Here is a 20,484-nt window from a genome sequence, read left to right on the forward strand (position 1 = left end):
TGGCGGCAGGGAAGCGGTTTTTTTACTGCTCGTGGCGTTTAAAGACCAGCTCTCCGTTGCCCGAAGCGTCGGCGTCAAAGAAATAACCTTCGCTATCAAAGCGGGTCAGCTGCTCCGGCTTCGTTAAGCGATTCTCAATGATGTAACGACTCATCAAGCCGCGCGCTTTTTTAGCGTAGAAGCTGATCACTTTAAACTTGCCGTTTTTCTCATCAAGGAATACCGGCTTAATCAGCTGGCCCTCAAGCCGTTTGGGTTTCACCGACCTGAAGTACTCATCAGAGGCCAGATTTACCACAATATCGTCGCCCTGGGCTTTCAACGCCTGATTCAGCTTATCGGTAATAACGTCTCCCCAATACTGATACAGATCTTTGCCTTTCGCGTTCTCAAGCTTAATCCCCATCTCCAGACGATAGGGCTGCATCAGATCCAGCGGGCGCAGAACGCCGTACAGGCCGGAAAGCATCCGCAGATGCTGCTGGGCAAAATCGAAATCGGCTTCGCTAAAGGTCTCTGCCCGCAGGCCGGTATAGACATCGCCCTTAAACGCCAGGATTGCCTGACGGGCGTTGTCCGGGGTGAAATCTGGCTGCCAGTCGTGAAAGCGGGTCGCGTTCAGGTCAGCCAGCTTGTCGCTGATGCCCATCAGTTTACCAATCTGCGGTGCCGACAGCTGACGGGCAATGCCGATAAGCTCCTGAGAGTGTTCCAGTAGCTCTGGCTGGGTATAACGCGTCGTTGCCAGCGGGCTTTGATAATCGAGCGTTTTTGCAGGTGAAATCAGAATGAGCATATCCAGTCCTTACAGGAAATTTTTGACGACTTTAGCAAAAAAACGTCATGAGAGGATCGATAGCTGCGATTGCCGCGCTATTCGCGCGGCAGGTTGTCCCATGTTCCCGGTACCAGCTGCTGATGAATTTCAGGGTAGCGGGTGACGTCAAATTCCGGCCGCTGGCCCAGCTTCCGCTGTCGCAGATAATCGCTGGCAATGATGCGCACCGTCGGCGACAGCAGCAGGATAGCCGTCAGGTTAGTTATCGCCATCAGCGCCATGATGATATCCGCCATCTGCCAGACCACCGGTAGGCTGACCATCGCGCCGGTGGCGACCATACACAGCGTAAGCAGACGCAGCAGCCAGATGTTACGCAGGCTATCCATGCGGAGAAAAATGAGATTATTTTCGGCATAGATATAGTTTGCGACGATCGAACTGAAGGCGAACAGCAGCACGATAAAAGCGACAAAGCTGGAACCCCAGTCGCCGACGAGGTTGCTCATCGAATGCTGGATGGCCTGAATGCCATTTGCCGCTTCTTCGTTGCCGTCTCGCGGCGCCAGCATGATGATCACGGCGCTGGCGGTACAGATCACGATGGTATCAATAAAGACGCCAATCATTTGTACGATCCCCTGCGCCGCGGGATGAGGGGGCCAGGAGGCGGCAGCGGCGGCGGAATTTGGCGTCGAACCCATACCCGCTTCATTGGAAAACATCCCGCGCTGAAAGCCGCTGGTGAGCGCCTGGCTGATGGTGTAGCCCACCGCGCCCGCAGCGGCCTCTTGCCAGCCGAAAGCGCAGCGGAAAATGATTTCAAAAATCGTCGGCAGGGCGGTGATATGCCACAGGCCAATAATCAGGCTGGTCAGCACCCACAGTAAAGCCATAAGCGGCACGAGCCACTGCATCAGCCGCGCTACTCCGCGAATCCCGCGAACGATGACCAGCAGGGTCAGCGCCGCCAGCACGCCGCCGGTGATAACATCGGGTAAACGAAACGCATACTCCATGGCATGGGCAACGGAGTTGGCTTGTACGGTATTAAAGATGACGCCGTAGGCCAGCAGGAGAAGAATGGAAAACAGCACGCCCATCCAGCGCATGCCGAGTCCCCGGGCCATATACCAGGCCGGGCCACCGCGAAAGTGCCCGCGGGAGTCGCGCTCTTTATAAAGCTGCGCGAGAGAACATTCGGCGAAACTGCTGGCCATGCCGAGCAGCGCCGAGACCCACATCCAGAAAACGGCGCCGGGGCCACCTGCGGCAATGGCCAGCGCCACGCCTGCCATATTGCCGCTGCCCACGCGCGCCGCCAGGCTCATACAGAGCGCCTGAAAAGAGGTTAACCCGCCGGGCTGCGGCTGAAGGCTCTTTTTCAGACTTCTGCTAAACTGGCGGATATAACGGAACTGTATAAATTTTGTTCGCCAGGTAAACCAGACGCCAGCGCCCAGTAACAGATAAATCATTACCGAGCCCCAGAGTATTTCATTGATAAACGACAGAAAATCAGGCATCAAGCATCCTCTTGCCCATATCGGTGCGCGAGTGTAAGCGCTACCAATCCAGTGACAATCCTTTAGTGTTCAGGGAATTAATTGGCCCAGTTTATCACACTCTGCGCTCATGCATTGTAGGCGGTTGCGCTGCCCCGGCAGCGTGTTATCATCTTGGCAGACCGGTTACATCCCCTTAACTGCTGTTTAAGAGAAACACTATCATGACGGATAAATTGACTTCTCTGCGTCAGTACACCACTGTCGTAGCTGATACCGGAGATATCGCGGCAATGAAGCTGTATCAGCCTCAGGACGCCACGACTAACCCTTCTTTGATTCTCGGCGCGGCTCAGATCCCTGAGTACCGTAAGCTGATTGATGACGCCGTTGCGTGGGCTCGCGGCCAGAGCAGCGACCGCGCGCAGCAGATTATCGATGCTTCCGATAAGCTGGCGGTGAACATTGGTCTCGAAATTCTTAAGCTGATCCCTGGCCGTATTTCCACCGAAGTTGATGCTCGCCTGTCCTATGACACCGAGGCTTCTATCGCCAAAGCTAAGCGCCTCATCAAACTGTACAACGATGCTGGCATCGGCAACGATCGCATTCTGATTAAACTGGCTTCTACCTGGCAGGGCATTCGCGCCGCTGAGCAGCTGGAAAAAGAAGGCATCAACTGTAACCTGACGCTGCTGTTCTCCTTCGCTCAGGCGCGTGCCTGTGCAGAAGCGGGCGTATTCCTGATTTCTCCGTTCGTTGGCCGTATCCTCGACTGGTACAAAGCCAACACCGATAAGAAAGAGTACGCGCCGGCAGAAGATCCGGGCGTGGTGTCCGTAAGCGAAATCTACGAATACTACAAACAGCACGGTTACGAAACGGTGGTTATGGGCGCAAGCTTCCGTAACCTCGGCGAGATCCTCGAACTGGCCGGCTGTGACCGTCTGACTATCGCTCCTGCGCTGCTGAAAGAGCTGGCGGAAAGCGAAGGCGCCATCGAACGCAAACTGGCCTTCAGCGGCGAAGTTAAAGCGCGTCCGGCGCGTATCACCGAATCTGAATTCCTGTGGCAGCACAACCAGGATCCGATGGCGGTAGATAAACTGGCGGAAGGTATCCGCAAGTTTGCGATCGACCAGGAAAAACTGGAAAAAATGATCGGCGATCTGCTGTAATACCCCATGTGGCCGGCGTCCGTCGGCCACATTAAACTGTCTGCCTTGCTCCCCTCGGTGTATTATTCTGTCTATTAATACTGTTTGAACGGAATAATCATGAACACCTTACGAATCGGCTTAGTTTCCATTTCCGATCGCGCCTCCAGCGGCGTCTATCAGGATAAAGGCATTCCCGCGCTTGAAGCGTGGCTGGCCCGTGCGCTCTCCACGCCTTTCGAATTGCAAACCCGCTTGATCCCGGATGAACAGGTTATTATCGAGCAAACCCTCTGTGAACTGGTCGATGAAATGGGCTGCCACCTGGTCCTGACGACCGGCGGCACGGGCCCGGCCCGCCGTGATGTTACCCCGGATGCGACGCTGGCGATTGCCGATCGGGTGATGCCCGGCTTTGGTGAGCAAATGCGCCAGGTGAGCCTGCACTTTGTGCCGACGGCCATTCTTTCTCGTCAGGTTGGCGTTATCCGCAAGCAGGCGCTGATCCTTAACCTGCCCGGGCAGCCAAAGGCGATTGAGGAAACGCTGGAAGGCGTGAAAGATGCGGAAGGTAACGTGCTGGTGCACGGCATTTTCGCAAGTGTACCGTATTGTGTACAGCTGCTTGAGGGGCCTTATGTGGAAACAAACGGCGAAGTAGTAGCAGCTTTCCGTCCTAAAAGCGCCAGGCGTGAAACATTATCCTGAATTTACCGTATTCCTGATATAACCTGCATCACCAGTGGTGTGTTGTTTTATTTACGATATAGTGTTTTTTACTTTACACCGTGCGTAGAATATCTTCATACCTCTGGATGATTGCCCGTTATGTCACACTACACCCGACCTCTGAATCGACAGGATTATAAAACGCTGACGCTGGCCGCCCTCGGCGGCGCGCTGGAGTTTTACGATTTCATTATCTTTGTCTTCTTCGCCGCCGTTGTCGGCGAGCTATTTTTCCCGGCCGATATTCCGGAATGGCTGCGCCAGGTGCAGACCTTCGGCATTTTTGCGGCGGGCTATTTAGCTCGTCCTCTTGGCGGCATCATTATGGCCCATTTTGGCGATCTGGTCGGGCGTAAGAAGATGTTTACCCTGAGTATTTTACTGATGGCGCTGCCTACGCTGGCGATTGGCCTGCTGCCCACCTACGCGTCGGTAGGCATCGTGGCGCCGCTTTTGCTGCTGCTTATGCGCATTCTGCAAGGGGCGGCGATTGGCGGTGAAGTCCCCGGCGCCTGGGTCTTTGTGGCGGAGCATGTACCGGAAAAAAGAATAGGTATCGCCTGCGGTACGCTGACCGCTGGCCTGACGGTGGGGATATTGCTGGGGTCGGTCGTCGCGACGCTGATTAATACTCATCTGACTCCTCAGGGTATCCACGATGGCGGCTGGCGTATTCCGTTCCTGTTAGGCGGCGCGTTTGGTCTTGTCGCCATGTATCTGCGCCGTTGGCTCCAGGAGACGCCGATTTTCCTCGAAATGCAGCAGCGTAAAGCATTAGCGCAGGAGCTGCCGGTTAAAGCCGTCGCGCTGAAGCATCAGAAAGCGGTGGTGGTCTCAATGCTGCTGACCTGGCTTTTATCCGCCGGCGTGGTGGTGGTGATCCTGATGTCGCCGGTCTGGCTGCAAAAGCACTACGGTTTTGCCCCCGCAACCACCCTGCAGGCGAACAGTATTGCCACCATCATGCTGTGTATCGGCTGCCTGCTGGCAGGGCTGGCCGCTGACCGTTTTGGCGCCAGCCGCACGTTTATTGTCGGCAGCGTATTCCTCGCGGTGGCAAGCTGGGCGTTCTATCATCTTTCCGGCGATAGCCCGCAGCGCCTGTTCCTGCTTTACGGTGCGGTGGGGCTGTGCGTCGGCGTGGTCGGGGCGGTTCCGTATGTGATGGTGCGCGCGTTCCCGGCTGAAGTGCGTTTTACCGGTATCTCATTCTCTTATAACGTCTCTTACGCCATCTTTGGCGGTCTGACGCCGATTGCGGTGACCATGCTGATGGGCGTTTCGCCGATGGCGCCCGCGTGGTACGTGCTGGCACTGTCGTTGATGGGATTGGGGCTGGGGATCTGGCTGCGCCAGGGGCTGGAACAACAGGTCGCTGCGCCGAAAGCTGAACTGCAGCGCCTGCCGTAAATCGATAGGGCTCACGTCGCCGCTCGCGAACGGGCGGCGACGTTAATTAATGCTTTTCGCCGATTGGCAGAACGGTGCGGCCAAACTGCTCGTTCAGTACTTCACCCATCGCCAGATAGATGGCGCTAGCGCCACAGACCAGACCGACCCAGCCCGCAATCTTAACGATGCCTTCGTTATCAGCCAGGTGACCAATCGCCAGCAGCGCGAACAGCACGGTCAGACTGAGGAAAACAAACTGCAGCATACGCGCGGCTTTCAGGGTGCCAAAGAACATAAACAGGGTAAAAACGCCCCATAGTCCCAGGTACATACCGAGGAAGTGCGCGTTGGGTGCTTCTGCAAGGCCCATTTTCGGCATCAGAAGAATAGCAACCAGCGTCAGCCAAAAAGCGCCGTAAGACGTGAATGCGGTTAAACCAAAGGTGTTGCCTTTTTTAAACTCCAGCAGGCCGGCAAAAATCTGCGCAATGCCGCCGTAAAAAATGCCCATCGCCAGGATAGCTACATCAAACGCGAACAGGCCGCTATTTGCCAGGTTAAGCAGAATAGTGGTCATGCCGAAGCCCATAAGGCCCAGCGGTGCCGGATTAGCCAACTTAGTGTTGCCCATAATTCCTCAAAATAATGATTAGAAAGGGAAGCATTCCCCGCCTCTCAGCGACGGGGCGCGGCATAATAATTAGGTGCTGCGAAACTGTCTATGATCTGGCGGGGTATTTTTCACCAATTTCATTTTTCACCTGATGAAGTCTGGTCATTTGCCGTAAACAGGCAATATGCAGTACGGCCGGGATGGTCACGCGATAAGCGCTGCCGCTCACGGCTTTGACGCCATTAAACGCGGCGCCGAGGGGGCCGCCAAGCCCCGCGCCGCGAACCAGACCGTGGCCGATGACGCTAACCGCGGCGTGCGTGCGCAGGATCTTCGCCAGCCGGATTTCCAGAAGGTGGGTGACGCCCTGCGCCAGCTTATTTGTCTGCAGCAGATGGGGAAGTAACGCTTTATGCTCGTTGACCCGGCACTCAACGGCAGTGAAGAAGTCAGCTTTCTGCCGATCGTCCATCTTCTTCCAGCTGTGTTCCAGGAAGTGCTCCAGAAGATGCAGTTCTATTTCCGGCGTAGAGGTGTGCTTATCGGCTTTGATTTTTAGCCGCTTGCAGACATCCAGCAAAATTTCCCGGTAGAACTTTCCGTGACGACGCAGCGTGTTGGCGATGCTGTCGCCGCCAAAGTGCTGGAGCTCGCCGGCAATGAGCTGCCAGTTGCGACGATAGCGTTCGGGATGCCCTGCCATCGCCTGGAAAGTTTGATTACGCAATAGCGTGCTTGAAAGACGCGGCTTTCCATTTTCATTGTGAGTCAGAATTCGGGTGAATGCTTCCAGATGCTCTTCGCTACAGCGATGAAGAAAAGAGAGGTCTTCATCATCCAGATAATTAATTTTCATAAATACCAGATAAGGTGAACAGTGATATTAATCGTCGCCAATGATTTTTAGCGAGGCCATGTCGGAAGAGTTAATCGTGTGGCCAGAAAAAGCGATTTTTTTTACGCAGCGCTTGTTATCGTTGTCGCTATTAATGTTAATCCAGTCGGTGGTTGCCCCCTGTTTGATGGTTGACGGAACGTTGAGGCTCTGGCTGGCGCTATTGCTGGCTTTAAAGTACACCGTCGCGCCTGACAGCTGGACATCGCCGCGATCGGCAGTGAGCTGGATACGCTTAATCACCCGGCATACCGGTAGCTTCAGCGTGAGATCGTTAGTCTCATTTCGCGGCATGGCGACAATCCCTAAAATTTTATGATCGTTAGCGGATGCTGACGTTATTAAGGCGGCGCTTAAAAATAACCCTGCTGATATATGAATCAGTGATTTCATGAGGATTTCCTGAATATTGGATGTGTCATAGCGGGGGCGTATTTTATCACCGGAGCTTTATTGTCTTTAGCACGTAATCATTGCGGATTATGTCAATTGTTTTATGAATATATTTAACTTTAATTATTATTGTTAATTATGTTTTGTGCGTTTTTAGGCCCGCTTTCCGGACCGCTTATGAGGCCTGCTCGCCACCCGACGGCGCGGGCAGGGCAAAAATTTTTTTGTATCCCCCCTTGATGCCGCGGTGGGCGACCCCATCTTGTAGTCAACCGCAGTGAATGAACCTGAAAAAAAATGATGTCTGGGTAGTTGAAACCGCACGTTTCGCCCTTATTACAGGTTCACAACCACATGTTGACTGAATTTTTAGTGGAGACGTTTAGATGGGTAAAATTATTGGTATCGACCTGGGTACTACCAACTCTTGTGTAGCGATTATGGATGGCACTACTGCACGCGTGCTGGAGAACGCCGAAGGCGATCGCACCACGCCTTCTATCATTGCCTATACCCAGGATGGTGAAACTCTGGTTGGTCAGCCGGCTAAACGTCAGGCAGTGACAAACCCGCAAAATACCCTGTTTGCGATTAAACGCCTGATTGGCCGCCGCTTCCAGGACGAAGAAGTCCAGCGTGACGTTTCTATCATGCCGTACAAAATCGTTGCCGCAGACAATGGCGACGCATGGCTTGATGTGAAAGGCACCAAAACCGCACCGCCGCAGATCTCTGCCGAAGTGCTGAAGAAAATGAAGAAAACGGCTGAAGATTACTTGGGTGAACCGGTAACTGAAGCGGTTATCACCGTACCTGCTTACTTTAACGATGCTCAGCGTCAGGCAACCAAAGACGCCGGCCGTATTGCAGGTCTGGAAGTCAAACGTATCATCAACGAACCGACTGCCGCTGCGCTGGCTTACGGTCTGGATAAAGAAGTCGGCAACCGCACTATCGCGGTGTACGACCTCGGTGGTGGTACCTTCGATATCTCCATTATCGAAATCGACGAAGTTGACGGCGAAAAAACCTTCGAAGTTCTGGCGACCAACGGTGATACCCACCTGGGCGGTGAAGACTTCGATACCCGTCTGATCAACTACCTCGTTGACGAGTTTAAGAAAGATCAGGGCATTGACCTGCGTAACGACCCGCTGGCGATGCAGCGCCTGAAAGAAGCCGCTGAGAAAGCGAAGATTGAACTCTCTTCCGCTCAGCAGACCGACGTGAATCTGCCGTACATCACCGCAGATGCCACCGGTCCGAAACATATGAACATCAAAGTGACCCGTGCGAAACTGGAAAGCCTGGTAGAAGATCTGGTTAACCGTTCCATCGAGCCGCTGAAAGTTGCTCTGCAGGATGCTGGCCTGTCCGTATCCGATATCCAGGACGTTATCCTGGTCGGCGGTCAGACCCGTATGCCGATGGTGCAGAAAAAAGTTGCTGAGTTCTTCGGTAAAGAGCCGCGTAAAGACGTTAACCCGGACGAAGCCGTTGCCATTGGCGCTGCTGTTCAGGGCGGCGTCCTGACGGGTGAAGTGAAAGACGTTCTGCTGCTGGACGTTACCCCGCTGTCTCTGGGTATCGAAACCATGGGCGGCGTGATGACTGCGCTGATCAATAAGAACACCACCATTCCGACCAAGCACAGCCAGGTGTTCTCAACCGCTGAAGACAACCAGTCTGCGGTAACCATCCATGTTATTCAGGGTGAGCGTAAACGCGCATCGGATAACAAATCTCTGGGTCAGTTCAACCTGGATGGTATCAACCCGGCACCGCGCGGTATGCCTCAGATCGAAGTGACTTTCGACATCGATGCTGACGGTATCCTGCATGTGTCCGCGAAAGACAAAAACAGCGGTAAAGAGCAGAAGATCACCATCAAAGCCTCTTCTGGTCTGAACGAAGAAGAAATTCAGAAAATGGTACGCGATGCTGAAGCTAACGCAGAAGCTGACCGTAAGTTTGAAGAACTGGTACAGACCCGTAACCAGGGTGACCACCTGCTGCACAGCACGCGTAAGCAGGTTGAGGAAGCAGGCGATAAACTGCCGGCTGACGATAAAACCGCTATCGAGTCTGCGCTGACTGCGCTGGAAACTTCGCTGAAAGGTGAAGATAAAGCCGATATTGAAGCGAAAATGCAGGCGCTGGCCCAGGCTTCCCAGAAGCTGATGGAAATCGCTCAGCAGCAGCACGCTCAGCAGCAGGCTGGCGGCGCTGACGCTTCCGAGAGCAACGCGAAGGACGACGATGTTGTTGACGCTGAGTTCGAAGAAGTGAAAGACAAAAAATAATCGCCCTTTGAACGGGTAAAACACTGGCACGGGCGAAGAGGTTTCCTCTCCGCCCGTGCACGCATGTTAAGGGGCTGAAAAACACCAATGGCAAAGCAAGACTATTACGAGATTTTAGGCGTTTCCAGAACAGCGGAAGAGCGTGAAATCAAAAAGGCGTATAAGCGCCTGGCCATGAAGTATCACCCGGACCGTAACCAGGGTGATAAAGAGGCTGAAGCTAAATTCAAAGAAATCAAAGAAGCGTATGAAATCCTGACCGATGCCCAGAAGCGTGCAGCCTACGATCAGTACGGTCACGCCGCGTTTGAGCAGGGCGGCATGGGTGGCGGCGGCGGTGGTTTTGGCGGCGGCGCGGATTTCAGCGATATCTTTGGCGATGTTTTCGGCGATATTTTTGGCGGCGGACGCGGTCGCCAGCGCGCAGCGCGCGGCTCGGACCTGCGCTATAACATGGATCTGACGCTCGAAGAAGCCGTTCGCGGCGTAACCAAAGAGATCCGTATCCCGACTCTGGAAGAGTGCGACGTTTGCCACGGCAGCGGAGCCAAAGCGGGTAGCCAGCCGCAGACTTGCCCAACCTGTCACGGTGCGGGCCAGGTCCAGATGCGCCAGGGTTTCTTCGCCGTTCAGCAGACCTGTCCGCATTGCCAGGGGCGCGGTACGCTGATTAAAGATCCGTGCAATAAATGCCACGGTCATGGTCGCGTTGAGAAAACCAAAACGCTGTCGGTTAAAATCCCGGCGGGCGTCGATACCGGCGACCGTATTCGTCTGGCAGGTGAAGGTGAAGCGGGCGAGCATGGCGCACCGGCTGGCGATCTGTATGTACAGGTTCAGGTTAAGCAGCACGCCATATTCGAGCGTGAAGGAAATAATCTGTACTGCGAAGTCCCGATTAACTTCACCATGGCCGCTCTCGGCGGAGAAATTGAGGTTCCGACGCTGGACGGTCGTGTAAATCTTAAAGTGCCGGGCGAGACGCAGACAGGTAAGCTGTTCCGGATGCGCGGTAAAGGCGTGAAGTCCGTGCGCGGCGGTGCGCAGGGCGATCTGCTGTGCCGCGTGGTGGTTGAAACACCGGTTGGCCTTAACGATAAACAAAAGCAGCTGCTGAAAGATCTTCAGGAGAGCTTTGGTGGGCCAACGGGTGAGAAGAACAGTCCGCGCTCTAAAAGTTTCTTCGATGGCGTGAAGAAGTTTTTCGATGATTTGACGCGCTAATTGCTATTCATTTCCTGACTTTCTTCAAGCCTGGGCCTTCGTGCCCAGGCTTTTTTCTATCAGGCTTCTACACTATTTAAATTAACCTATTATTTATCAGGGCTAACAATTGATTTATTTTGAGTATTATCTATATTGCTTTTTTCATTTTTAGAGGCCTACAGCGGATGGGATCGAAAGGTGCCAATAAGGATTTTGATTATAATTTAATCAAGACTCTTGATGCTGTTATTTCGGCTGGAAATGCTGCTAAAGCAGCCAAAAAACTTGGAATTACCCCTTCTGCCGTGTCATTGGCGCTCCGCCGTTTACAAGGGTATTATCAGGAAGAGTTGTTTGTTCGTGGTAAGGATGGTCTGTTACCTACCGCGAAGGCGATTGAAATCTATCAAAATTTCCGTCAGGTGATGGAATTGGTAGAGAGCACATTTATTTCCGACAAAAAAGATAACGCTGACGCCAGGATGACTATTTTAGGCGGAGATATCGTTGAGACTTACTACCTCTCTCAGCTTTATGCAGACGATATCTTTGAGCGCGTGTTACTTAATCATTATTCATCACGAAACCTTTCCCGCGAGGTGCTGGCTGATTTACTACTCACTGCGGAATGCGATCTTCTGATTAGCAGCGAGCCGTTGAATATCCCGGGAATTGATAATCAGCTTATCGACAGCTTCAGGAGCTTTGTTTGCATTTTCGCCAGCAACCATATCCTGAGTACCTTACCTCATATCTCATTACATCATTTCTATTCTTCTCGTCACGCGATGTATCAACTGGGTAGGTATTCACCGATGATTATAAATGATAAAGGCCTTTTTAAAGATAATTTTTATTATAAAGGATCGCGCATTATCGGCTATCGCAGCGATTCACTCAATGGGATGTTAAGTATGATTGAACGCACCTCATTAATCGCATTAATGCCGTTAAAGCTGGCACTTTTTTATAAAAATCAGCGCAAATATGATATTAAGTTTGTTCAGCCGCCACCTGAACTTACGTTCAAATCTATACAGATTTATGCATCATGGGACAAAAATAGTAAAAATATATCCATCATTAACGAAGTTGTCTCCCGGTTACACACGCTGTCATCATTTCGTCGCTGAGGAGTATCTTTTCAAACACTATATCAAATATGGTTTGGTTTGATACTCTTTGATTATTTTAAAATAGTCAACCTACCTACACTCTGGTGGTGCCTTTTTATATGAGTTAATCAAGGAGTGTACTATGTCTATTCCCAACCATCTCGAAACCACGGAAGTCGTTTTGCTGGAAGTCGAAATATTGTTCACCATTATTGCTACCGGCGCCTGGGGGGGATTTGTTAGCTATCTTATCCGCCGTGATAGGCAAGAGGGTGACGATCATTCCCATAAGGGAATCATGCACTGTTTGACCCAGGTGGTGGTTTCCTGTTTTACCAGTTTTTTGCTCAGCGCTGTAGCGATTGAAAAAGAGCTTAGTTTTAATATGGTGCTACTCGCCGCCGGTCTTGGCGGAGTATTCGCAGGGCCGATTTTAAAAATTCTTGGCGAGAAAATTAAAAAAGCGCTGGATGACGCAAAAATACATTAACTACATATTTAATGTATATCGATCATGATAAAAGGCTCATCCCTGAGTCTTTTATTAGCTATAATTAAATAATCGTGTTATTTGACTCTGGCTTTCATCCAGCCAAAAATGAACTCTTCATTTTGTCTATTTTTTTCAGTGATATCCAGGTAGTAGGCGCCCTGGCTGCAGTTGAGCGCTTTGACTAATACCTCCTCCCCCTGCTTACCCCGTAAGGTCAGAAAATGCTTGAGGGCCGCGAGCGTTCGGGGGCCAATCTTGCCATCGGTTTTGATATCCTGGTAGCTTCTTTCTTCCCGATTTAGTGCATTTAGCCAGCGCTGTAGCCACACGCAGGGATAGTGGGGGCCAATATTGACTGCGGCATCGCAGAGTTCAAAGGAAATGGGCCAGGAGAGTGTTGATATCTGCTCGAAGCCGGGTTTAATCCAATAATCTTCTTCGAGAATAGAAAATGCTTCAGTTCGCGTCAGGTTGATCATCTCACCGGTATAACCATGGGCCCGGGCTGTCGCCTCAGTGATTCCCCAGTTGGTTGCACCACCTTTATCTTTCGGGTTCAGGCTGTAACCACCTTCCATCGCCAAAATGCCATCAATGATTGGGTTCATTTTTTCTCTCCTTGAATTAATGAATATGCAAATACATCACTGTACCGAGGGTGACAGAAAAGACCGTGGTTAATGCTGCCAGCGTCTTTCTGAAAACCTGTCGTTTGTTTTCTTTCTTCTTGCTTTCCATTGCTTTAATAGGGATCTCTTTATTAACTTGAATGCCTTGTCTTGGGATGGTGATAAAGAGATCGTTTATTCCAAGCGACTTCAGATCTCGTCTGATCAGGTAGAGTATTTGCGTTAAATTTGCATCATTGACAAAATGGCTACGACTTCCCCATAACTCTGTGGTTATTTTTTGGCGCTCAATAATATCCATATCAGCATTTTCGATGATGAAGCTAAGACACTTCGCCCTCATTGCCGTCATTTTAATGACCTTTGAGTTGGAAGCGGTTCTCAGTTCATACTTTCCTTCATTATAAACGCAATTGTCGTTGATGAGATAAGTTTTCATATTGTCGTCCTTTAGATATGATCCTGTTTGCTTGCGTTAAATATATTGTACGAGAATTGTCTTAATCTATTACTTGTCATCCGTATTATTGTAATGTCATTTGATGGTGAGAGCTTAATCACATAATCTCATGTAAGTTAAATGATATTTAACTAGGTGATTAATGATATTTACTATGCTGCTGATGTTTTAATCCCGTTTTGATGAGATGCGTTTACCTGCTGATGAGCCGGAGATTATTACTATCATTTTAGCCTCATAAATTAGCGTGAAGTCTGTATCGAAAACGTGATGTTTTGTGATTAGCCATCGCCTCGTAAGGATTGGATTATTGGCCCGGCAGAACGAACTGCGACAATTTTTCAAACTTAAAAGGAAATTAAAAATGGCTACCAGCAAATTGATTCAAGGCGATACGCTGACCGAAACCAGCAACGCCGCAGACGGCTTTAACCCGGCAACAGAAGTGAGCGCATACAGCTATACCTCCGCTCGCGTCGCTAAACCGGTCTATAACAAATACAAAGCTTCCACCACCAAACCCAAAGTCTTCGGCTACTACACCGACTGGTCACAGTACGATGGTCGTCTGCAGGGCGATGATTCAAAAGATAACCGCGGTCGCGGCTACGACCTGGCCAACGTTTCTCCTACCGCCTACGACAAAATCATCGTCGGTTTCGTCGGCGTGACCGGCTTCCACAAAGTGGACAACCTGTGGCGCGACGTGGTTGCCGAAGGTGCCGATCAGTGCGGAAAAGTGAAGTACGAGCCCACCTTCCTCGACCCGTGGGGCGACTTCCAGTCTTACGTTAACGTTGGCCATACCGTCAGCGGCTGGGATGTCGATCCGAAGACCGTGACCCAGAGTAATACTAAGGGCCTGCTCGGCGGCCTGCGCGATCTGCAGGCTAAAGCGAAGCAGCAGGGCCACGACCTGGTGCTGTCCATGAGCATCGGCGGCTGGAGTATGAGTAACGGTTTCCATGAAACCGCCGCGTCTGACGCCTCGCGTAAGGTCTTTGCCAAAGGCGTGGTAAAACTGTTCAAGCAGTTCCCGATGTTCAGCGAAGTGGACATTGACTGGGAATATCCGAATGCCGAAGGCGCTGGCAACCCGTACGGCCCGGAAGACGGCGAGAACTACGCCCTGCTGATTGGCGAACTGCGTAAGCAGCTGGACGCCGCAGGCCTGAGCAACGTCAAAATCTCCATTGCCAGCTCCGCGGTGGTCAAGACGCTCGGCTACTCCAACGTCAATGCGCTGCTGAAAGCGGGCCTGTACGGTATCAACGTCATGACCTATGACTTCTTCGGTACCCCGTGGGCGGAGAGCGTGACCCACCACACCAACCTGAAGGCGCTGGAAGAAGGCGGCTGGGGGGTGGATACCGTTGTCGGCCATCTGCTGTCCGAAGGCTTCCCGGCAGAGCGCATCAACATTGGTTACGCTGCCTACACCCGTAACGGGCGCAACGCGGAGCTGGAATCCCTGTCCCCGCTGAAAGGCACCTATAGCCCGGGCACCGGCACCACCGTCGGCTCCTTCGAATCGGGTACCACCGAATGGTACGACATCATTTATAACTACCTGGATCTGGAAAACCAGAAAGGCCGTAACGGCTTCAACGTCTACACCGACAAGGTTGCCGACGCGGACTACCTCTACAACCCTGACAGCAAACTGTTCATGTCCCTGGATACGCCGCGCACGGTGAAAGCCAAGGGTGAATACGCCGCCAGCCTCGGCCTGGGCGCGCTGTTCACCTGGACAATCGACCAGGACAACGGCGTGCTGGTTAACGCCGCCCGTGAAGGTCTGGGCTATGAAATGGCGTCTGAAGTTATCGATATGGAGCCGTTCTATTTCGAAGGCATCAACGTCGACCCGGCGGATGAACCGGATGAAGAAGATGCGACTACCGACGTGAACCACGCGCCGAAAGCCGCCGTTGAACTGCGCGTCGTCGGCGGCTCTACCGTACAGCTTTCCGGTGAAGGATCCTCTGACGAAGATAAAGACGATATCACCTTCAGCTGGGGTGTTCCGTCTGAAATCACCGTGGCTGACAAAACCGTTCCCGTGATCGAGTTCGTCGTTCCGGACGTTTCCGTTAAAACCAACTTCCAGTTCACCCTGTTTGTCCGGGATGTCTGGGGCGAGCCTTCTACCCAGCAGCGTTTCGTGCTGGTCGCCGTTCCGGCTGCGTCTCAGATTCAACCTGAGCCGGAAGAGGAAGATAGCGTTGTGCCCGTAGAGCCGGAAGAAGATACCACGCCGGCAGAAGATGAGACTTCGGGGGATGACGCGACTACGCCTTATCCGCTGTGGGATGCCGCAACCGTGTACGGTGGGAACTGGGGGTCATTCGAAACGGTAAGCTGGAAAGGCCATAACTACCAGGTGAAATGGTGGTCTCAGGGCGATCAGCCGGATCTGAACTGCGCTGCGGGCCAGGCATGGACTGACCTTGGTGCTTACTAATCCTTTTCATTAAAGGAAAAGGATTGAGTTCAACAATACAAGCCCCGGAAAACCGGGGCTTTTTCCACCAGGGAACGAGGAGTGTTGTCAATGACGGTCTCGATTAAAAACAGCCAGATCGATGTGAATAGCTGGTATCAGAAAATCACGTTAACCATCACCAATGAAAATAACCGTGCCGTGGATATGAATCATGCGGTCATTAGCTTTACCGGGTCCGGCCATCAGGATCCGTGGGGAAATTTTGGCGGTACCCTCAAAGGGGACATGCCTCTTACGTTAAGCGGTAAATCACAGGGGACCGTTGACGTCAATGAAATCATTATTAATAACAGCCGGCAGCTGTTACTGCAGCCGGGCGAAAGCGGTACGTTATTCTTCAGTTTTGCCGCCACTCAGGTTCCGGTAAAACTCTCGACCTTCACATTAACTCTGGCCTCTTCGGCACAAGACGAGACAACGGATGACGCTGCAGATGAGGTTGAGCCAGAACCTGAAGTTCCCGCCGATGATGATACTGATAGCCTGAAGCCCGAACCTGAAGACAATATCCCTGCTGATGAGGAAACGGATGAGGTTGCTCCGGAACCTCAAGAGCAGGGTGATGATGCGGTTGAGGAAGAGGAAGGGATAGTTATTGCGGCAAGCCAGCTGAGTACGACCAGCTGGTATCAGCGCGTCACCCTGACGCTGACCAATCTCTATTCCCACTCTATCGATCTTAATCAACTTAAGCTGGAGTTTACCGCCAGCGGGCATCCCGATCCTTACAGCCCATTCAGCGGTTCTTTGCTCGGCAATAAGCCCGTGACGCTGGGCAGCGACGGCGGTTGGCCCATCGAGAAAAATACGATTACCATTCATCATGATGGCGAGTTCTGGCTGACGGCCGGGGCCAGCGCCGAGCTGCAGTTCTTTCTTTCCGCTACCCAAACTCCGGTCACGATGAGCGGCTTAACCGCAACCCTGGCGCACGATCCTGGCCGTCAGGGGACGATTGAAATTGAGTTTCCACCGTTGGCGGAAAGCACAACCCTCAAGCCGACCATCGATCTGCGCTATCCAGACGCAACATCACAACGCTTTGCCGGCGAGTGGGGACAGGCTTTAGTCATCGGCGATCTTAGCGCCGGCGATTACGCTATCACCGTGCTGGAGCTGTGCAATGATGATATGCGGATCGCGCCTGTTGAATCGACGTATTCGCTTAAGCTTGTTTCCGGTCATGACGCCCAAACCTGCCGGGTTGCGTATCAATCGCCAGTACCGTTGGCTTCGGTACGCCTGACTGTCGATGCCCCTGAGTTCATCGGCGCGGAAATGGTGGTTGAGCTGTGGACGGAATCTGGCGTCTGCGAAAGAACCCTGACAATGCCCGTCAATCAAATGCAGCTGGTGACCCGGCTTACCGCGGGGCACCGCTATCAGATGGGTTTGCAACCTGCGGTTATCAATAACCAGATGGTGACGACTCCCGCCCTGCCGACTATTTTTACCCCTGAACAAGGGGTGGCGAAAGAGGTGCTCGTCGGCTTCCGGCAGACGGAGGTTGATAGCCATGATTTTGTTGAGGTTCAGGCCACTATACTGGGCTTGCCTGAGGGCGTTTCGCCCCAGCGCTATCGGTTCTGCTATGGGCAATATCAATATACTCTGATGCTGGAGAGCACTCCCCATCTGCAAACGCTGGCGATGCCTATGGCTCCTGGCCAGTACAGCGTTGAGGCGCCAGAGGTTTATCTCTCCGGGACGCCGTGGCGCTGTGAACCGGACGCGCCGCTGCGGCTGTTGCAAAGCGTCAACCATATCACCCTGGAGTTTGTTCAGGGCGTTCCCTTGCAGGTTAAAGGCTGGCCAAACTATCTCGCCCACGGTGGCGTGACGGTGAATGCGGCGGACACCGTATCGCTATACCGCGACGTCCCCTTTAGCGCCCTGTTTAAATACGATGGTTTTGATGGCGGCGGTGACCCCGTCCCGGCTGCGGAAGTGGATAAAAACGGCGACGGCTTTCTTGATTATGATTCGCTCCCGATTCACAAAACCGTTCCTCTGGTACGTGAGATTGAAAAAGAGGCGGGCCGTTGCGTAATGCCGGTCATGGTGGTGTATACCGCCAATGCCAGCGGCGGCAGCGCGCTCGCCGATCTCCAGGACGCTCAGCGGTTGCGTAACCATTTTGGCAACTTCATCACCCAGTGTCTCGCGGCGCAATTCTGGAAGGATGACGAGCATCCGGTTCCCGCCACCTTTGTGCTGAACCCCGATTTTCTTGGCGCGATGCAGCAGGAGCCGTATGGCTACGCTGCGGTGCGTCAAGCGAATAGCATGCAGGTTAATGTCCAACTGGCGGCCGCGATTAATGCTTTGCCTGCGCTTCCGGGATTCAGCGCGCCGGTGTTGCCGACGTTTTCTAACGATCTCTACGGTTATGTCCAGGCGATCAACTACATTGTGCGGCAGTTCGCGCCGGATGTGGCATTCGGCTGGCAGACAAACGTATGGGCGACGGGAACGGCAGATTGGGTACTCAGGCCGAACGCCGATCCGGCCGCGCAGGGGACCGCTATCGCCAACTTTATCAATGAGCTGGGTGTCTATAGCGGTGAGTATGCGCCAGACTTTATCGCTTTTGATAAATTTGAGCGCGATTGCTTTAGCCCTGATGCATTAGCGCACTATGCCTGGAACGCGACCTGCTGGTTTAATTATCTGGGGATGGTAAAACACGCGGCTAAAGCGCTGCGTAAACCGGCAATGCTGTGGCAAATTCCGGGCGGCCATATGCCAACCGTGGATGAAGGCAGCAGTAAAATTGCCGCCGCGCATTACGCATCGGGCGGAAGCTTCTTTATGGGCGATGCGCGTATTGGCTGCGATCTCGATACCATCGCGTCAGATCTGCTCAATACGGCGGTGAATAGCGCAACTTACGGCGCGGCGACCGTCGGTGACTTTTTACGCCAGGATAAGGGTTACGACTGGGGGCAAATGCAGGCATTGAATCTACCCGACTACCATGTTTTCTCAGTACTGTGGGGCGGCGGCTCGACGGTAAGCATAACCACCATTCACTCTAATGGTGAAGATGGCGGTTGGCTGGCAGATAAAATGGTTGAGTATTATACCGCACCGGCCTATTTCAGTTAATGTCACATTTACCCCGCCATAGCGCCTGAAAAATGCATCGCTGTTCATAGTGATTCAGAATATTTAATTTCTGAATCACTATTTTTAGTGTATTTTTATTTCGTGAGAGATAGTTTCAGCAGTTATTTTATTGTTATGTTAATTTTTTGTTTTGCGATTTATTTGTGGTTGTTGAAGTTTATATTAAGAATTTGCGCTTTGTGCTAAGTATTGCGTTTTCGTGCTTGCGGCTAAAAATATACTTCCGGGAGGATGTTTATAATGAATTGAAGATAACCTCCGTTAAGTATATCTTGGGGTAATCTATGATTATGGTAATAATGAAAAATGAAATTAGACGTTGCTGAAAATGATAATGGGAATACCCTGCATTCCTATCTTTTTTCCCAACAGGCTAAACCGCATGCAGCGCTTGATGCACTCTTCGCCTCGCTATGGTCCTTCGGTAAACCTTTTAATTTGGCTCCCGGAGATGAGTTTTTACTGAATTCAGACGGGGAAAATAAAATTGTGCTGTTGGAGTCCGGTATATTTTCTTTTTGCCGCTGTGGCAGCGGACTTCATGTTAATTCCTCTTTTGCTCCCGCCATTATCGGATTAGTCGATAGTTATGGGGTGACTTACAATGTTCCGACCCGGCCAGAACACTTTCTGATAGCGGAAACGAAGTGCAGCGGACGCGCAGTGTCTCTGCCCGACTTTATCAAGACTGTTGATGAGTGCGATCTGTGGCACGATGTCGCACGAATACTTGCCTATCGTCTGATGGTCATGAGCGTACGCGATCGTGAACTGGTCGGTGTGGATTCTTATCTGAAGGTGAGATCGTTATTAATCGAGCTTTGGGCTTATGCCAGCGAATATCGACAAAGTATTAATGTGCTTAACTTCATTCAACGCCGAACAGGAATTTCCCGTAGCCGTACCATGAAGCTTCTCTCTGAACTGAAAAAAGGCGGCTATATAACTATTGATGGCGGCCGTTTAATAGATATGAAAAAATTACCCACGGCTTTTTAATACTTTTCAGGGCAAAGGTGTTTATTAGTATTAGTAGTCACCTTTTAAACTTTCTTGGTACGGAAATTGTCGAGATATTCATATATTGATTATCCTGTCAATCATGCTAATGACGTAAAGAGAGATTTCCCATTGGTATAATTTTTAAATATCTTATGGGGACATAAAAAAGTCGACGATCG

The 20,484-nt window shown here is 51.9% G+C and carries 17 protein-coding genes; 10 read left to right on the plus strand and 7 right to left on the minus strand.

The window, feature by feature from the left end:
* Window positions 1-22 precede the first annotated feature (22 nt).
* Both yaaA and BJF97_RS04715 read right to left on the minus strand, forming a co-directional pair.
* Window positions 23-796, minus strand: coding sequence for a peroxide stress protein YaaA (gene yaaA, locus BJF97_RS04710; RefSeq protein ID WP_004098454.1), 774 nt, complete (start codon window positions 794-796; stop codon window positions 23-25).
* Window positions 797-873: 77 nt separating this feature from the next.
* A complete protein-coding gene (locus BJF97_RS04715) occupies window positions 874-2,304 on the minus strand; it encodes an alanine/glycine:cation symporter family protein (RefSeq protein WP_032692978.1) in 1,431 nt (476 codons plus the stop codon).
* 203 nt (window positions 2,305-2,507) lie between these two features.
* Between BJF97_RS04715 and tal the strand changes: the two genes are divergently transcribed.
* The 3 genes from tal to BJF97_RS04730 all read left to right on the plus strand — a co-directional run bounded on the left by tal (window position 2,508) and on the right by BJF97_RS04730 (window position 5,579).
* Window positions 2,508-3,461, plus strand: coding sequence for a transaldolase (tal, locus tag BJF97_RS04720; RefSeq protein ID WP_004098458.1), 954 nt, complete (start codon window positions 2,508-2,510; stop codon window positions 3,459-3,461).
* 99 nt (window positions 3,462-3,560) lie between these two features.
* Window positions 3,561-4,148: a molybdopterin adenylyltransferase gene (mog, locus tag BJF97_RS04725; RefSeq protein ID WP_032692977.1), complete on the plus strand. Its 588-nt coding sequence runs from the start codon at window positions 3,561-3,563 to the stop codon at window positions 4,146-4,148.
* A gap of 120 nt (window positions 4,149-4,268) precedes the next feature.
* Window positions 4,269-5,579 carry an MFS transporter gene (locus BJF97_RS04730; RefSeq protein ID WP_032692975.1) on the plus strand — a complete coding sequence of 437 codons (1,311 nt, stop codon included), beginning with the start codon at window positions 4,269-4,271 and terminating at the stop codon, window positions 5,577-5,579.
* A gap of 46 nt (window positions 5,580-5,625) precedes the next feature.
* Here BJF97_RS04730 and satP read toward each other — a convergent pair whose 3' ends face one another.
* The 3 genes from satP to BJF97_RS04745 all read right to left on the minus strand — a co-directional run bounded on the left by satP (window position 5,626) and on the right by BJF97_RS04745 (window position 7,462).
* Window positions 5,626-6,192 (minus strand): acetate uptake transporter, encoded by a 567-nt coding sequence (satP, locus tag BJF97_RS04735; protein WP_014227851.1) that lies wholly within the window; start codon window positions 6,190-6,192, stop codon window positions 5,626-5,628.
* 88 nt (window positions 6,193-6,280) lie between these two features.
* The gene (msyB, locus tag BJF97_RS04740; protein ID WP_014227852.1) at window positions 6,281-7,030 is read right to left on the minus strand and encodes an acidic protein MsyB; all 750 of its coding nucleotides are present in this window, start codon (window positions 7,028-7,030) and stop codon (window positions 6,281-6,283) included.
* A 27-nt stretch (window positions 7,031-7,057) separates the two neighbouring features.
* The gene (locus tag BJF97_RS04745; RefSeq protein ID WP_014227853.1) at window positions 7,058-7,462 is read right to left on the minus strand and encodes a DUF2541 family protein; all 405 of its coding nucleotides are present in this window, start codon (window positions 7,460-7,462) and stop codon (window positions 7,058-7,060) included.
* A gap of 386 nt (window positions 7,463-7,848) precedes the next feature.
* Between BJF97_RS04745 and dnaK the strand changes: the two genes are divergently transcribed.
* The 4 genes from dnaK (at window position 7,849) to BJF97_RS04765 (ending at window position 12,576) form a co-directional block, all read left to right on the plus strand.
* Complete coding sequence (gene dnaK, locus BJF97_RS04750; protein WP_004128758.1) at window positions 7,849-9,765, plus strand: molecular chaperone DnaK; 1,917 nt, start codon at window positions 7,849-7,851, stop codon at window positions 9,763-9,765.
* 87 nt (window positions 9,766-9,852) lie between these two features.
* Window positions 9,853-10,989, plus strand: a complete 1,137-nt coding sequence (gene dnaJ, locus BJF97_RS04755) for a molecular chaperone DnaJ (protein ID WP_014837364.1) — start codon at window positions 9,853-9,855, stop codon at window positions 10,987-10,989.
* A 167-nt stretch (window positions 10,990-11,156) separates the two neighbouring features.
* Window positions 11,157-12,104 (plus strand): LysR family transcriptional regulator, encoded by a 948-nt coding sequence (locus tag BJF97_RS04760; RefSeq protein ID WP_014227855.1) that lies wholly within the window; start codon window positions 11,157-11,159, stop codon window positions 12,102-12,104.
* Window positions 12,105-12,228: 124 nt separating this feature from the next.
* Window positions 12,229-12,576 (plus strand): phage holin family protein, encoded by a 348-nt coding sequence (locus tag BJF97_RS04765; protein WP_014227856.1) that lies wholly within the window; start codon window positions 12,229-12,231, stop codon window positions 12,574-12,576.
* A gap of 77 nt (window positions 12,577-12,653) precedes the next feature.
* Here BJF97_RS04765 and BJF97_RS04770 read toward each other — a convergent pair whose 3' ends face one another.
* Together BJF97_RS04770 and BJF97_RS04775 are read right to left on the minus strand one after the other, a co-directional pair.
* Window positions 12,654-13,187 (minus strand): glycoside hydrolase family 108 protein, encoded by a 534-nt coding sequence (locus tag BJF97_RS04770; protein WP_014227857.1) that lies wholly within the window; start codon window positions 13,185-13,187, stop codon window positions 12,654-12,656.
* Window positions 13,188-13,203: 16 nt separating this feature from the next.
* The gene (locus tag BJF97_RS04775) at window positions 13,204-13,647 is read right to left on the minus strand and encodes a winged helix-turn-helix domain-containing protein (protein WP_014227858.1); all 444 of its coding nucleotides are present in this window, start codon (window positions 13,645-13,647) and stop codon (window positions 13,204-13,206) included.
* A 385-nt stretch (window positions 13,648-14,032) separates the two neighbouring features.
* Here BJF97_RS04775 and BJF97_RS04780 point away from each other — a divergent pair, with 385 nt between their 5' ends.
* From BJF97_RS04780 to BJF97_RS04790, 3 genes are all read left to right on the plus strand, one after another.
* On the plus strand, window positions 14,033-16,132 hold the full coding sequence (locus BJF97_RS04780) for a glycosyl hydrolase family 18 protein (RefSeq protein ID WP_042944266.1): 2,100 nt from the start codon (window positions 14,033-14,035) through the stop codon (window positions 16,130-16,132).
* Window positions 16,133-16,222: 90 nt separating this feature from the next.
* A complete protein-coding gene (locus tag BJF97_RS04785; RefSeq protein WP_032694609.1) occupies window positions 16,223-19,282 on the plus strand; it encodes a chitinase in 3,060 nt (1,019 codons plus the stop codon).
* A gap of 327 nt (window positions 19,283-19,609) precedes the next feature.
* Window positions 19,610-20,302: a winged helix-turn-helix transcriptional regulator gene (locus BJF97_RS04790; RefSeq protein ID WP_032694608.1), complete on the plus strand. Its 693-nt coding sequence runs from the start codon at window positions 19,610-19,612 to the stop codon at window positions 20,300-20,302.
* Window positions 20,303-20,484 lie beyond the last annotated feature (182 nt).

This window comes from Klebsiella sp. LTGPAF-6F (assembly GCF_001753185.1).
In the GTDB taxonomy this organism is placed as follows: Bacteria; Pseudomonadota; Gammaproteobacteria; order Enterobacterales; family Enterobacteriaceae; genus Klebsiella; species Klebsiella michiganensis.